Consider the following 14,427-nt stretch of genomic DNA (forward strand, 5'->3'; position numbering starts at 1 on the left):
TCAGTTCAGCCACGGCAACAACTGTTGCCGTGCAAAATCAAACTGACGGCGATCGAGTTTACCCGTGTGGATCATGTGAGCAACGGACTCCCACACCAGATACATCCATCTGCGGGCAAGGAAGCTTTCCGAAACAGGCGCTTTTTGCAGATAGCCGAACAGCAACTGCTCGCTCATCCCCTTTTCCCAGAGGCGGAACAAATCAAACTCACGTGGTGCCCAAAGTACCGGTCCCGGATTGATCATCGCCAGCAGTTGATCGCTGCGCGGATCTTTTAACATACTTCGAAGCGACAGATTGCCGTGGACCAGCACCGGCGTATCGTCAAAATCTTCAAACAGCGCCGCAATGCAGTTACGGGAACGAAAAAGCAGCGTGCGGTCTTCTGGAGTCAGCTCAGGTGCCTGCAAATTCGTTAATGTCGCCCACAGCACTTCTACTCTTTGCGGATACCAGTTCTGCCAGCTGTTTTCCTGTGTGCTGTCGACGGAACCAACGCAGCCGTGACTGTCGATGCGGTGCCAGGCCAGCATCGCCTCGACAATTTGCTCCTGCAATATTTTCCATCGTTCCGGCGTGCGTGTCGGCGCTTCCGCTGAAACACCACGAAGACGCTCAATTAACAGGATTTCCTGATAAGGTTTCTGGTGCGTTGTCACCATGCCATAGACCGTCGGAACCCTTACCACGCCCTCTCTCGCCAGCATCGAGAGTTTATAGGCTTCCTGTCCGGCGATACCCTGACAAACAAAACTTTTCGCCAGCAAGGGCATGGCATAACCCTGCTCATCATAAAGGGAAAACAGATGGGCATAAGGCTGCTCACTCACACATTCCAGTCGGGACAAACGTTCGCCCAACACGATGCTCAATTCGGCTTTTAGCTGTTCCATAACGTATTCGCAGTGACGAAAAAGTTAACGTTTATGATGAAAGCTTCAGTGGCGGATTACCCCGTTTCAGATCAAACAAAAACCGGATAATGAAGGCAGAAAAAGGAAGATGTCGCGCAAAACGCAGAGAAAGTCTAAAAGTAGAAACGGAATGCAGGAGCACCCCGCCTTATTATTTATGGATCAGGATCTTTATTTATGGCTCAGTATTGCGCGCACGCGTTCTAAATCTTCTGCCGTATCCACACCCACGGACGGGATAGCTTTCGCTACATCAACGTGGATTTTTTCACCGTACCACAGTACCCGCAGCTGTTCGAGCAGTTCGATGTGCTCAAGCTGGCTCGGTTCCCACTTCACATACTGGCGGATAAATCCTGCGCGGTAAGCATAAATGCCGATGTGGCGAAGGAAAGTATCTCCAACGGTTTCTTTCGAGACGGCGAAACGTTCACGTTCCCAGGGAATGGTCGCCCGTGAGAAATACAGGGCGTAGCCCCGTGCATCGCGGACGACTTTTACAGCATTCGGATTGAACGCTTCTTCCGCCGTTTCGATAGGTACCGCCAGTGTCGCCATACCTGCTTCGCTTTTTGCCAGATTGTCTGCCACCTGACGGATAATCACCGGTGGGATCAACGGCTCGTCACCCTGCACATTCACGATAATTTCGTCATCGGCAAACTGACATAATTCAATCACTTCAGCCAGACGCTCTGTACCGGACTCATGATCAGGACGGGTGAGGCAGACTTCACCACCGGCTGCTTCGACGGCTTTAGCCACATCGGGATGATCGGTCGCAACAATCACTCTTTTCGCCCCGGACTCAAGGGCGCGATCCATTACATGCACAACCATCGGTTTACCGTTGATATCCGCCAGCGGCTTGCCGGGTAAACGGCTTGACCCATAACGGGCCGGAATAATCGCAATAAAACTCATGGATGCGTCTCATCAACAGAAAGCGGACGGGCTTCATTTTCTAATAATACCGGGATACCGTCACGAACCGGATAAGCCAGGCTGTCCGCCTTACATACCAGTTCCTGTGATTCTTTATTAAAGTAGAGCTTACCGTTGCAGACAGGGCACGCAACGATTTCAAGTAAACGATGATCCATAAGTTCCTCCCGGAGGCGAATACACCGCGTTTTCAGTAAGGTGTAACGCAAAAAAACATTGGAAAACACGAGACAGCGGCCTGACAGGATAACATAACGCCTGTCACCCGTTAATCCTCAGTTCGCCTGCGGCGGCTTCAAAAAAGTTAATTCAATGTGACTAAAAAATTTCATCAGCGAGTGATTGCGTTGGAGATTTAGTGGGAGTACAATTTTTTTGTGATGCAAGTCACATTATCAACCCCACAGAAGAGCACTAAAATGAAAACCATTAACAAAATTATCGCAATGCTCGCTAACTTCAGTCACTAATACTGAAGTCACACCTGCAATCATCGTGAAATAACGGCTGCCTGACGCAGCCGTTTCATTTTACGGGATCCCACTTACAGAAGGGTATTTACGGCATCAGACCTGCCAGTCAGTCCCCCATAGCGCCATAAGTGTTTCAGGCACATTTCCCGTCAATACCCTTTCAGCCCCCTGCCACTGCGCAAACCGCGTAATCGCACTGTGAACATCTTGCGCGCGACGAGCTGTCATAGCGACCTGTGGTTCAAGATGCAAACTTTTCACTTCCAGGATTTTCTCTTTGCGATGCATTTTGGCATCGACCCGGCCAATCAGTTCACCACGCTGTAATACCGGAAGCGTGAAATACCCGTACTGGCGTTTTGCTTCCGGCGTATAACATTCAATCCGGTATTCAAAATTAAACAGCACCGACGCGCGTTTGCGATCCCACACTACCGGATCAAAAGGTGAAAGCAGCGTGGTGACGGTTGATCTTATTCTTGATTCAGTCGCTTGTTGTAACAAAGAAAACTGTCGCTGATGAACGTAAAAAACACCTTCAAGCCCTGTCACTTCGACCGGTGTGATTTCCTCATCTGCCAGTAATTGTGCAATAACGGCGTTGATATTCACACGCTTAAGGCGGTAATAGTCCGCCAGCCATTCCGGTTTGAAAATGCCGAGATACTGCGCCGAGCGTCGCAGCATCTGGAATTGTGCCACATCTTGTTTAAGAGTCTGACGGGCATCATCCCAACCTGGCATCACCCGTTCGGCCAGGTCGTAAACCCGGTGGAAATTGCGCCGTTCAGACACCATCAGTTTTCCCGAGGTGAACAACGTTTCCAGATGTTTTTTATGAGGTTTCCAGTCCCACCAGCCACTGGCAGATTTTTTATCTGCGGTGAAATCGGCAGAACGTACAGGACCGTTCTCTGCAATATGCCCCAGCAGCGCCTGAATATCGGATTCATGCTCATCAAACCAGGCCTGGGAAAACTTCCAGCCCATTCCTTGTGGATTCAGCATCCGGTGTCGCAGCAGTCCATAATCTTCGCTGGGAATAAAGCAGGCTTCATGCGCCCAGTACTCAAAAATTTTGCCAGCAGAGAGTGCTTCTTCGAGCCATTGTGGAGAATAACTACCCAGGCGACTGAACAAAACCAGATAAGGGCTGCGGGCCACCACGCTGATGGTATCGATTTGCAGCAATCCCATGTCACGGATGGTATCTACCACATCAGCAGCAGACGGTTTTCGGGTAAGGGGTTTTAAGAGATTTTGCGCAGATAAATGCAGAGTGCGGGCTGAAGCGAGAGATATAACCGGGTGAGACATATCGGTATCCATGGCAGCGAGTAAACTGTGGATACCGATAGCATATTTTTTCCGGAGCGTAAAATTCAGCTCAACGGTGAACGACTAAATCAGATTCAGAATGCAATCACATCTGCCGCTGAGGGGCCATGTGCCACGCTGCGATAGGTTGTAAACTCTACTTTCTGACCCGCGCTGAGTGATTTATTTTTGGTATTGGCGATGGCAGTACGCTGAACATAAATTTCAGAAGTACCATCAAGCGGGCAAATAAAACCATAGCCTTTAGCCTGGTTGTACCATTTAACTAAACCCATTTTTAACATCATAATTTCTATCCTTTCTTTTGGGCATCCATGAACACACTTTTTTATTATTGTTCGGATGCGTTTGCCCATTTCTAAGTTATTTTTTTATAAAAAACCTCTAATGAGCGAATTATTTAACGATTATTTTTACTTTTTAAATTTTAAAACTTAACTGACTTCTTCACACTAAAAACCCGCCTTAGGGCGGGCTTTATTCTGCTGATATAAATCACGATTCACGTTATTTTATATCACCACGTTAGTCTCTTATCAGAGAGCGATAACGTTGGCAGCAGCCGGACCGCGCGGGCTGTCCTGAATGGTGTATTCTACACTCTGGCCTTCAGCCAGAGTTTTGAAGCCATCAGTTGCGATTGCAGAAAAATGTACGAATACATCTTTACCGCCATCAGCTTGCTCAATAAAACCAAAACCTTTGCTTTCATTGAACCACTTAACCTGACCATTTTTCTTAGACATATTTATAACCTTATTACGAAATATAAAATCCTGCCATTCGGCAATGTTGGCCAATAGTTCAGACAATTACTTATGGGGAGGACTTAGAAGGTTCGTCTTGGAAGCGGAATCATCGGGAAAGAGATAACGTCTGGGAGGAACTGCTTTACTCTACACTCATACATAAATAGCGCTGCAACACAGGCTGCACGCATTTACTCATAAGTACTGCCTGATAGCAAGCCACCTTACGCGATTATTTTCAATAAAAGGGTGATTTTTTAATTTAAACCTTTAAAATCAATCACCTTGAAATTATATATTTACGTAAACTTTAAATCAGAATGTGAATTTAATCTGAAAACTTGGGTTCAGCGTATATTTTTTAGTATCAGATCGCTGATTTCTTGCAGTAATTTCTCTGCAAGAACCCCTTCGATTTTTGCATCTACCGGTAAATACCACCAGTCAGGCTGAGCAAACGAGCGGCATTTTACTGCGTCTTTTTCAGTCATCAGAAGAACTTGTCCGGATTGTGCAACGTCTGAAAGCGTATCGGGTGTGTAAGGCTGGTGATCAGAGAATGCGACTTCTTTTTGCACGTTCACATTCAGCTGTTTCAGCGTGGCAAAAAAGCGTGGCGGATGTCCAATCCCTGCCATTGCAACCACATTCGATAATTTTGCAGGATCACGCTGCTCACCGGTCAGCAGATTGACGGCTTTTCCAGGCTGGAGAATCATTGCTAATTCGCCTGGGTGTGCCGTGCCGCCATTAGTTATCACAGCATCAACTGAGCGCAAACGTGAACGACGTTCCCGCATCGGTCCCGCCGGCAACCAGTGCCCGTTGCCGAAGCGCCTGATGCCATCTACCACAACAATTTCAACATCACGCGCGAGTGCGTAATGTTGCAAACCATCGTCGGTGATAATCACATCCAGCTCATGCGAGGCTAGAAGTGCTTTTACTGCATCAGAGCGAACCGGTGACACCGCAACCGGTGCCCCCGTTCTCTGAAAAATCAACACGGGTTCATCACCCGCTTGTGCGGTTGAAGTATCTTCACAAAGCAGCAGCGGATAGCTTTGCGCTTTTCCTCCATACCCGCGTGAAACCACGCCGACACGAAAACCATGTTGTTGCAGTGTTTCAACCAGCCAGATGACCACCGGCGTTTTACCATTACCTCCGGCAGTCAGATTTCCGACTACCACGACAGGCACCGGGGCCCGCCAGCTTTTTTTCACCCCATGTTGATAACTGTAACGGATCAGAGTCGAGACGAGTCCGTAAAGCCAAGCCAGAGGCAGAAGTAACAGATATAACGGTGATTTCCCTGACCAGATGCGATCAATCATTGCCCGAATTGCATCCGGTAAAGTTGGGAGTAAACACCGCGCTCTTCGAGCAGTTTCACGTGAGAACCACGTTCCACAATACAACCATCCTCAATAACCAGGATTTCATCCGCTTTTTCGATAGTCGATAAACGGTGGGCGATAACCAGAGAGGTACGGTTTTTTTGCAATTCATCCAGCGCGGCCTGAATAGCACGCTCAGACTCTGTATCCAGCGCGGATGTTGCTTCATCGAGGATCAGAACCGGCGAATCACGTAACAAGGCCCGCGCAATGGCTATACGCTGACGCTGGCCGCCTGAAAGCAGAACGCCATTCTCACCAATGACCGTATCCAGCCCTTTATCCATTTTGCTGATGAAGTCCATCGCATACGCCATGGTGGCCGCTTTTTCGATTTCTTCGCGGGAATACATATCAGTACGGGCGTAAGCGATGTTGTTGGCGATGGTATCGTTGAACAAGTGAACGTTCTGAGAAACCAGCGCAACCTGGTCACGCAGTGACGACAGGGTATATTCACGCAAATCATGCCCATCCATCAGGATTTTACCTTCCTGAATGTCATAGAAACGTGTCAGCAAATTCGCGATGGTCGATTTACCTGAACCGGAGCGTCCAACCAGTGCAACGGTTTTCCCTTCAGGCAGGTCGAAAGAGATATTACGCAGTGCCGGAATATCACGACCAGGATAAGTGAAAGTCACATTTTTGAATTCCACATCACCTTTCACACGTTTCACTTCCAGTTTGCCTTCATCTTTTTCCTGTTCCATATCCAGAATGGAGAACAGAGTCTGACAGGCAGCCATACCGCGCTGGAACTGAGAGTTAACGTTAGTCAGGGATTTTAGCGGACGCATCAGGGCAATCATGGAAGAGAACACGACGGTAATAGTACCTGCGCTGAGCGTTTCCATAACAGACGGGAAGCTTGCCGCATACAACACGAAAGCCAGTGCCAGAGAAGCAATCAGCTGGATGATCGGGTCTGAAATTGAAGATGCAGAAACCATCCGCATACCCTGCTGGCGCATACGGTTACTGACTTTATCAAAACGCGCGGTTTCAACTTTCTGACCACCGAAGATCAACACTTCTTTATGGCCTTTCAGCATCTGCTCAGCGCTGGTTGTCACCTGCCCCATGGTGTTTTGCATCGACTTACTGATGTTACGAAAGCGTTTAGACACAACACGGATAACCACCGAGACAATCGGCGCAATCACCACGAGGATCACCGACAGCTGCCAGCTGTAATAGAACATCATGGCAAACAGTCCAATGATCGACGCGCCTTCACGTACGACTGTCACCAGTGCACTGGAAGAGGAAGAGGCGACCTGTTCTGAATCGTAGGTTATGCGCGAAAGCAAGGTACCGGTAGATTGCTGGTCAAAGAAGGCGACGGGCATTCTCATCATGTGACCGAACAGACGGCGGCGCATATGCATCACCACTTTGCCCGAAACCCATGAAATGCAGTAGCTGGAAATGTAACCACTGACACCACGAACAACCATCAGGCCGATAACGACCAGTGGCATCCAGAGAAGAATTGAGCGGTCAGCTTTGCCAAAACCGTCATCCAGCAGTGGCTTCAGCAAAGACAGCATGAAGGTATCACTGGCGGCGTTAGCGACCAGCGCAATAGCCGCAGCGATAAGCCCGGCTTTAAAAGGTGTGATCATCGGCCACAAGCGGCGGAATGTCTGCCATGTGGAGAGATCTTTATCGTTCATCATGCAATATCAACCAGCATCGAAAGAAATAGCGGTCTATTCTACTCATTATCTTCAGATACTCCAAACTGGCGGTGATACCAACGGGGGTTTAATTGCTCGCGTAAGCCATTAATTGTCCAATAATCGTCATAAATGAACAGACTCAACTGGCCCGATTCAGAGGTAGAATGCCAGTCATAGCGCGCTTTGTTGTATCTGCTAACAACTTTATGCGCGGGCAGATGCCATTTATTGAAACGTGAAGCAGAAGCGAGTGCAGTAACAGGTTTGACCGTTCTCAGGAAAGGCGGCGTGGAAGACGTATTACTCCCGTGATGGGGGACCTGTAGCACCGTCGCCTGTAAATCCTGACGCCACTTCATAATGAGAGCCTTTTCTGTTTCTGCTTCAATATCACCGGTCAGCAGTAAACTAAACGCCCCTTCACTGACGCGAATGACACAACTTTCATTGTTTCCCGCATCTGCGACCAGCTGCTCAGGCCACAGCACTTTAAACGTCAGGCCTTGCCATCGCCATTGCTCACCACCGGTACATGCTAAGTGAATCTGCGGAGATATTGAGCTTTGCCGAAGCGTAGCTTCAGGATATCGGGCTTGTAATATTTCTAATCCACCACGATGATCCATATCATTGTGACTGATAATTATCTGCTCCAGTTGGATATTCCGCCAATTCAGGAACGGAATAATATTCTGTTCAGCCGCCGAACTGCCTTCCCACCGGTTGCCGGTGTCATAAAGAACCCCCTTCCCGTTTTTGCTGATGAGAACTGAAAGACCGTGGCCGACGTCCAGCATATCAACCCGCCACCTTTCCGCCGGGATCCTGATAAACGAGGCGACAGAGAGAGCACACAAAGAGAGCAGCAAAGAAAAAGAGTGTCTAAAGGGAAGGAGGCGCCAGCAAATAATCATCGGCCATCCCAAGAGGCTTATTACCCCAAACGACTCACCGAGCGGAGTCCAGCCAGCAGCAAAAGGCTTTATCCCCCACATAGCCAGACTCAACGTAGTATCAGCGAGCTTCCAGACAATAATTTTCGCGCTAACCACCCAGCCCGCTGGCAGTAAATTAGCAAGTAAGGACAACAATACCAAAGGAACGGTGATCAGTGAAACAACCGGTACCGCCCACATATTAGCCAGGAAAGAAAAGATATTAACCCCGTGGAAAATCCCAATTTGTATGGGCAACAGCAGAAAAGTCATGCCAGCCTGTAGATGCCCCCAGCGTAAAAATGACCAATACCAAGCATGCTGAAAACGGGCCGGGAGTGGCGCCCACTGAAACCAAAACACCAGAGATGCCACCGCAAAACAGGACAACCAAAAACTGTCCGATAGCAGATTCATAGGATCTAAAAGCAGCAACAGCGCCACTCCCCACAACCAGATTTGCCACGGATGACAACGGATACGGAAAAAACGGAGAATTAGCCACATTGACACCGCCAGTGCCGCGCGCAAAGCTGGCGCATTTCCGCCCGACAGCCAGGCATACGTCAGCAAGAATATGCCACTGACTAATATCGGAAAGCGGTAGTTAATCATTCTTTCCGGCATAAAAAATTGCAGTCCACGCGCCAGCCACCAGCCGAATAAAGCCGCAATACCGATATGCAGTCCTGATATCGCCACCAGATGTGCTATCCCTGTTCTCTGCAAAAGAAGTTTTTCCGGTCCCTGAATTAGCCCTTTCTCACCAAATGCCAACGCCACCAGCACCGGCGTATTTATCAGCTGTGGCATCCCCTGCTGTACCCGGTGGATAAATTGCTGACGGAGGGTTCTGCTATTATCAAGCAACTCAGCGTTTCGGATTGTAGCGGTCAGAGGCGCATGCTGAGACAGAGCCCAGCGCTGCGCGTCAAAGCCGCCTTCGTTGAGCAGGCTATGAACAGGTCGTAAGCTGACTTTCATTTGCCATCGCTGACCGGCCTGAAGGCTTTCTCCTTCCTCACGCCACTTTGTTCTGAACATAACCGGTGGAAAGACCCTCTTGCCTTCAAGACTTTCAATTTTGAAGAGCTGGGATTGTTCACCGGCATTTCCCAGATTAATGGTTTGCAAAGTTGCAGTAACATTTCTGGAGGTTCCCTGAAATGTATTTATCTGGTGTATCTGAATTCCCCCCTGAAAAGCCCCCCAGCTGAAACTTAGCAAAACGATCGCTAACACCCTGAATAGTTTTTGCTGCCTCGCGGCCAGTGCCCAGGCGATAGCACATAATGCCGCCAGAAAACCTGCTGACGGAATATGAGGAAGAAATATCAGTGGCACCATGCCAGTTATGACGACAGCTGCGGCCTCATCCGTTGAGATTTTTATTTTTTGCTCCCTGACGTTTAACCACCAATCCCTTCGGTAGCTTTCCGTTGCGGAGTATGATTTTCAGGCAAAAAAGGGACAAGCAGAAGAGAGAGTCAATACGAGACATTACGCAAAATATCGAAAGGAGACCGGATTTTAGGGGGTAAGAATTGACATAAAAGGCAAAAAAAAACGGCACCCCGAAAGGTACCGTTTACGTTCGCTATAGGCAGACATTTATGTTCAGGCTAAAGCCTTAGCCATAAATGTTCGCGCGATCACGCAACTCTTTGCCTGGCTTAAAGTGAGGGACATACTTGCCGTCCAGCTCAACTTTATCACCTGTTTTAGGGTTGCGCCCAACACGCGGAGCACGGTAGTGAAGAGAAAAACTGCCAAACCCACGGATTTCGATGCGTTCACCATCAGCCAAGGTTGCAGCCATATGCTCAAGCATCTCTTTCACTGCATCCTCAACAGCTTTCGCCGGGATATGAGAGTGCTGGCCAGCAAGTCTTTCAATAAGTTCAGACTTGGTCATAGTACCTCCAAGCTTTGCAGCTAAACTACCGTTTCGGGGCGACAGAGCCGCCCCCCGTCATTACTCGCCTTTTGCCGCTTTGAACGCTTCAGCCATAGCGTTAGAGAAGTTGCTTTCGTCTGGTTTGTTGTTAACAACAGCGATTGCATCTTTCTCGTCTGCTTCGTCCTTAGCACGGACGGACAGGCTTACTACGCGGTTCTTACGATCAACACCGGTGAATTTAGCTTCTACTTCATCACCAACGCTCAGAACCAGAGTTGCGTCTTCAATACGGTCGCGAGAAGCTTCTGAAGCGCGCAGGTAACCTTCTACGCCACCAGCTAATTCAACTGTAGCACCTTTGGCGTCAACTGCTGTGACTTTACCAGTAACAATAGTACCTTTCTTGTTAACAGACAGGTAGTTATTGAATGGATCTTCAGCCAGTTGTTTCACGCCCAGGGAGATGCGCTCACGTTCTGCGTCAACTTGCAGGACCACAGCTGCGATTTCGTCGCCTTTCTTGTATTCACGTACTGCTTCTTCACCTGCAACGTTCCAAGAGATGTCAGACAGGTGAACCAGGCCGTCGATGCCGCCGTCCAGACCAATGAAGATACCGAAGTCAGTGATTGACTTGATTTTACCTTCAACACGGTCGTTCTTGTTGTGGGTTTCTGCAAATTGCTGCCATGGGTTGTTTTTGCATTGTTTCAGGCCCAGGGAGATACGACGACGTTCTTCGTCGATATCCAGAACCATAACTTCAACAACATCGCCCACGTTAACAACTTTAGATGGGTGGATGTTTTTGTTAGTCCAATCCATTTCAGAAACGTGAACCAGACCTTCAACGCCTTCTTCGATCTCTACGAAGCAGCCGTAATCAGTCAGGTTAGTAACGCGACCAGTCAGTTTAGTACCTTCTGGGTAACGTTTAGCGATAGCGACCCAAGGATCTTCGCCCAGCTGTTTCAGACCCAGTGACACACGGGTACGTTCGCGGTCGAACTTAAGGACTTTAACAGTGATTTCATCGCCAACATTAACGATTTCGCTTGGGTGTTTAACACGTTTCCAAGCCATGTCAGTGATGTGCAGCAGGCCGTCAACGCCGCCCAGATCAACGAATGCACCGTAGTCAGTGAGGTTCTTAACGATACCTTTAACTTCCATGCCTTCCTGCAGGTTTTCCAGCAGTTGATCGCGCTCTGCGCTGTTCTCAGACTCAATTACTGCACGACGGGAAACAACAACGTTGTTGCGTTTCTGGTCCAGTTTGATGACTTTGAACTCAAGATCTTTGCCTTCGAGATGCAGCGTGTCGCGAACAGGACGAACGTCTACCAGTGAACCTGGCAGGAACGCACGGATACCGTTCAGCTCTACAGTGAAACCGCCTTTAACTTTACCGTTGATAACACCGGTAACAGTTGCAGATTCTTCGTAAGCTTTTTCCAGCGTGATCCAAGCTTCATGACGTTTAGCTTTTTCACGGGACAGCAGAGTTTCACCGAAGCCGTCTTCAACAGCGTCCAGCGCAACATCAACTTCGTCGCCAACCTGGATTTCCAGTTCGCCCTGTGCGTTTTTGAATTGTTCTGCCGGGATTGCAGACTCAGATTTCAGACCGGCGTCAACCAGTACGATATCTTTGTCGATTGACACAACAACACCACGAACGATGGAACCAGGACGGGTTTCGATTGTTTTTAAGGATTCTTCAAAGAGTTGAGCAAAAGATTCAGTCATGTTGATAATCTTTAGGTTCTTAAGTTTAACGTCCATCTGGCTTCCTGCTGGATGGGGTTGTTTCAAATGCCCCGCTACAGATCCTTGCGGCGAGGTTAAAAAAAACTATAGCCAAAACTGGCACTGAATATTCTTCAGCACCAGATTACGGCTCGATTACCGGGTTTGTTTTTGCGGCAATCCTAGAATTTCTGTGGCATAAGCCAGCGCTTTTTCGATGACTTCGTCGATGGACATACTGGTTGAATCCAGTAATAACGCATCAGAAGCAGCCACTAAAGGCGCAATAGATCTGTTACGATCACGATCATCGCGTTCTTTGATCTCGGCTAAAAGCCGTTCAAAGTTAACACTAAAGCCTTTTTCCTGCAACTGTAGCATTCTTCTGTTTGCACGCTCTTCGGAACTGGCATCCAGAAATATCTTTACAGGTGCATCAGGGAATACCACCGTGCCCATGTCACGTCCATCTGCAATCAGGCCCGGCGTATCGCGGAATGCGCGCTGCCGGCGAAGTAGTGCTTCACGAACGCGGGGAAATGCCGCCGCCTGAGACGCAGTATTCCCTACCGTTTCAGTGCGGATTTCGTTGGTAACATCCTCACCTTCTAAAATAACGTGTAACTGCCCGTCCTGTGCCACAAAGCGAACATCGAGATGTGCGGCAAGCGGAACGAGCGCCTCTTCTGAGACAATATCAACCTGGTGATGTAAAGCCGCCAGCGCCAGGACGCGGTAAATCGCGCCGGAATCGAGCAGATGCCAGTTAAAGGCTTCTGCCAGCGCTTTACACAACGTACCTTTACCTGCACCACTTGGCCCATCAACGGTGATTACCGGGGCTAAAGCCGTCATTTTTGTCTCCTTTCGGTGGGGTATACCCGCTTCATTAGTCTTCGATGACTAATTCAGGAGCGGCATTATACGCTGCCTTTAGGACAACTGTTACCCCACATTTTTCAGTTGCCTAAAAAGCGGACGGTTCTGAGCCTTAAAACAAAAAACGGACATCTTGTGATGTCCGTTCGTTCTGTGTCATTCACAGTCAAAGACTATGCCAGAGTGCTGATTCCCGCCAGACGGTCAAAATAGTCGGGGAATGTTTTCGCCGTGCATTTCGGATCAAGGATAGTCACTGGAGTATCTGACAATGCGACCAGCGAGAAACACATCGCCATGCGGTGATCATTATAAGTTCCGATCTCGGCAAACTTCAGAGCCTTTGGCGGTTCAACGCGAATATAATCTTCGCCCTCTTCCACTGTCGCACCGATTTTACGCAGTTCAGTCGCCATCGCCGCCAGACGATCAGTTTCTTTGACACGCCAGTTATAAATATTTCGCAGGGTCGTCGGGCCTTCGGCAAACAATGCAGCCGTCGCAATGGTCATCGCAGCATCAGGAATATGGTTCATGTCCATATCGATACCTTTCAGCTCGCCACGGGTACACTCAATGTAATCGTCCGCCCAGTGAATGGTTGCACCCATTTTTTCCAGCACGTCTGCAAAACGAATATCGCCCTGCATGCTGTTTTTGCCAATACCCGTCACACGAACGGTGCCGCCTTTGATCGCCGCAGCAGCGAGGAAATAAGATGCAGAAGATGCATCGCCTTCGACCAGATAAGAACCTGGGGAGACATAGTGCTGACGCCCTTTGATGCTGAATTTTTGATACTGGTGGTTCTCCACTTCAATACCAAAAGTTTTCATCAGGTTCAGGGTGATATCGATATAGGGTTTAGAAACCAGATCACCTTTTATCTGAATGGTGGTGTCGTTGTCTGCCAGCGGAGCTGTCATTAACAGCGCAGTCAGGAACTGGCTGGAAACGCTGCCATCCACACTGACGTCACCCCCGTTAAATCCACCACGTAAACGCAGTGGCGGATAATTTTCCTGTTCCAGATAATCAATCTGCGCACCGCCCTGACGAAGTGCATCAACCAGATGGCCAATCGGACGCTCTTTCATACGCGGCTCGCCAGTCAGCACGACATCCTGTTCACCCAGACATAGTGCAGCGGCCAGCGGACGCATTGCGGTGCCAGCGTTACCCAGGAACAGTTCCAGACCTTTAGCATTGGAAAAAGCCGTGCCCAGACCATCAATTTCGCATTCAGTGCGGTTTGCCGATAAGCGGTGCGTTACACCCAGCTGAGTCAGTGCATTAAGCATATGACGCACGTCGTCGCTGTCGAGCAGATTAGTCAGGCGGGTAGTGCCCTGTGCAAAAGCAGCCAGCAAAAGCGCGCGGTTAGAAACACTTTTTGAGCCGGGTAAATTGATGCTGCCGTTAACCAGCGCAACAGGTTGTAATGTCAGGGATTCCACTC

Annotated in this window: 13 protein-coding genes; all 13 read right to left on the minus strand. The window is 48.9% G+C overall.

Going from position 1 to position 14,427, the window contains the following annotated elements; translation table 11 throughout:
• A complete protein-coding gene (locus D5398_RS06795) occupies positions 1 to 894 on the minus strand; it encodes a YcbJ family phosphotransferase (RefSeq protein WP_120506922.1) in 894 nt (297 codons plus the stop codon).
• A gap of 192 nt (positions 895 to 1,086) precedes the next feature.
• Entirely contained in the window at positions 1,087 to 1,839 is a 753-nt protein-coding gene (kdsB, locus tag D5398_RS06800) for a 3-deoxy-manno-octulosonate cytidylyltransferase (protein WP_120506923.1), read from the minus strand.
• Positions 1,836 to 2,018 (minus strand): Trm112 family protein, encoded by a 183-nt coding sequence (locus tag D5398_RS06805; RefSeq protein ID WP_056771818.1) that lies wholly within the window; start codon positions 2,016 to 2,018, stop codon positions 1,836 to 1,838. Before D5398_RS06805 ends, kdsB begins: the two co-directional genes overlap by 4 nt.
• 408 nt (positions 2,019 to 2,426) lie before the next feature.
• Complete coding sequence (locus D5398_RS06810) at positions 2,427 to 3,650, minus strand: winged helix-turn-helix domain-containing protein (RefSeq protein WP_120506924.1); 1,224 nt, start codon at positions 3,648 to 3,650, stop codon at positions 2,427 to 2,429.
• A 95-nt stretch (positions 3,651 to 3,745) separates the two neighbouring features.
• A complete protein-coding gene (locus tag D5398_RS06815; RefSeq protein WP_120130813.1) occupies positions 3,746 to 3,958 on the minus strand; it encodes a cold-shock protein in 213 nt (70 codons plus the stop codon).
• Positions 3,959 to 4,207: 249 nt separating this feature from the next.
• Positions 4,208 to 4,417 (minus strand): transcription antiterminator/RNA stability regulator CspE, encoded by a 210-nt coding sequence (cspE, locus tag D5398_RS06820; protein WP_120506925.1) that lies wholly within the window; start codon positions 4,415 to 4,417, stop codon positions 4,208 to 4,210.
• Between the two features lie 350 nt (positions 4,418 to 4,767).
• Positions 4,768 to 5,757 (minus strand): tetraacyldisaccharide 4'-kinase, encoded by a 990-nt coding sequence (lpxK, locus tag D5398_RS06825; RefSeq protein ID WP_120506926.1) that lies wholly within the window; start codon positions 5,755 to 5,757, stop codon positions 4,768 to 4,770.
• Positions 5,754 to 7,502: a lipid A ABC transporter ATP-binding protein/permease MsbA gene (gene msbA / locus D5398_RS06830; RefSeq protein ID WP_120506927.1), complete on the minus strand. Its 1,749-nt coding sequence runs from the start codon at positions 7,500 to 7,502 to the stop codon at positions 5,754 to 5,756. Before msbA ends, lpxK begins: the two co-directional genes overlap by 4 nt.
• Positions 7,503 to 7,540: 38 nt before the next feature.
• A complete protein-coding gene (locus D5398_RS06835) occupies positions 7,541 to 9,787 on the minus strand; it encodes a DNA internalization-related competence protein ComEC/Rec2 (protein WP_120506928.1) in 2,247 nt (748 codons plus the stop codon).
• 283 nt (positions 9,788 to 10,070) lie between these two features.
• Positions 10,071 to 10,355 (minus strand): integration host factor subunit beta, encoded by a 285-nt coding sequence (gene ihfB / locus D5398_RS06840; protein ID WP_013574835.1) that lies wholly within the window; start codon positions 10,353 to 10,355, stop codon positions 10,071 to 10,073.
• Positions 10,356 to 10,415: 60 nt separating this feature from the next.
• The gene (gene rpsA / locus D5398_RS06845; RefSeq protein WP_095925166.1) at positions 10,416 to 12,089 is read right to left on the minus strand and encodes a 30S ribosomal protein S1; all 1,674 of its coding nucleotides are present in this window, start codon (positions 12,087 to 12,089) and stop codon (positions 10,416 to 10,418) included.
• Between the two features lie 156 nt (positions 12,090 to 12,245).
• Positions 12,246 to 12,944, minus strand: a complete 699-nt coding sequence (gene cmk / locus D5398_RS06850) for a (d)CMP kinase (RefSeq protein WP_112287348.1) — start codon at positions 12,942 to 12,944, stop codon at positions 12,246 to 12,248.
• Positions 12,945 to 13,141: 197 nt separating this feature from the next.
• Positions 13,142 to 14,425, minus strand: a complete 1,284-nt coding sequence (gene aroA / locus D5398_RS06855) for a 3-phosphoshikimate 1-carboxyvinyltransferase (RefSeq protein ID WP_120506929.1) — start codon at positions 14,423 to 14,425, stop codon at positions 13,142 to 13,144.
• Positions 14,426 to 14,427 lie beyond the last annotated feature (2 nt).

Source organism: Rahnella bruchi, from assembly GCF_003614975.1.
GTDB lineage: Bacteria > Pseudomonadota > Gammaproteobacteria > Enterobacterales > Enterobacteriaceae > Rahnella > Rahnella bruchi.

Bases quoted from the DNA above. Each gene is read 5' to 3' on its own strand.
- D5398_RS06795 (WP_120506922.1), bottom strand. From the start codon at position 894: ATGGAACAGCTAAAAGCCGAATTGAGCATCGTGTTGGGCGAACGTTTG.
- kdsB (WP_120506923.1), bottom strand. From the start codon at position 1,839: ATGAGTTTTATTGCGATTATTCCGGCCCGTTATGGGTCAAGCCGTTTA.
- ihfB (WP_013574835.1), bottom strand. From the start codon at position 10,355: ATGACCAAGTCTGAACTTATTGAAAGACTTGCTGGCCAGCACTCTCAT.
- cspE (WP_120506925.1), bottom strand. From the start codon at position 4,417: ATGTCTAAGAAAAATGGTCAGGTTAAGTGGTTCAATGAAAGCAAAGGT.
- D5398_RS06810 (WP_120506924.1), bottom strand. From the start codon at position 3,650: ATGTCTCACCCGGTTATATCTCTCGCTTCAGCCCGCACTCTGCATTTA.
- D5398_RS06815 (WP_120130813.1), bottom strand. From the start codon at position 3,958: ATGATGTTAAAAATGGGTTTAGTTAAATGGTACAACCAGGCTAAAGGC.
- rpsA (WP_095925166.1), bottom strand. From the start codon at position 12,089: ATGACTGAATCTTTTGCTCAACTCTTTGAAGAATCCTTAAAAACAATC.
- cmk (WP_112287348.1), bottom strand. From the start codon at position 12,944: ATGACGGCTTTAGCCCCGGTAATCACCGTTGATGGGCCAAGTGGTGCA.
- D5398_RS06835 (WP_120506928.1), bottom strand. From the start codon at position 9,787: ATGGTGCCACTGATATTTCTTCCTCATATTCCGTCAGCAGGTTTTCTG.
- msbA (WP_120506927.1), bottom strand. From the start codon at position 7,502: ATGATGAACGATAAAGATCTCTCCACATGGCAGACATTCCGCCGCTTG.
- lpxK (WP_120506926.1), bottom strand. From the start codon at position 5,757: ATGATTGATCGCATCTGGTCAGGGAAATCACCGTTATATCTGTTACTT.
- D5398_RS06805 (WP_056771818.1), bottom strand. From the start codon at position 2,018: ATGGATCATCGTTTACTTGAAATCGTTGCGTGCCCTGTCTGCAACGGT.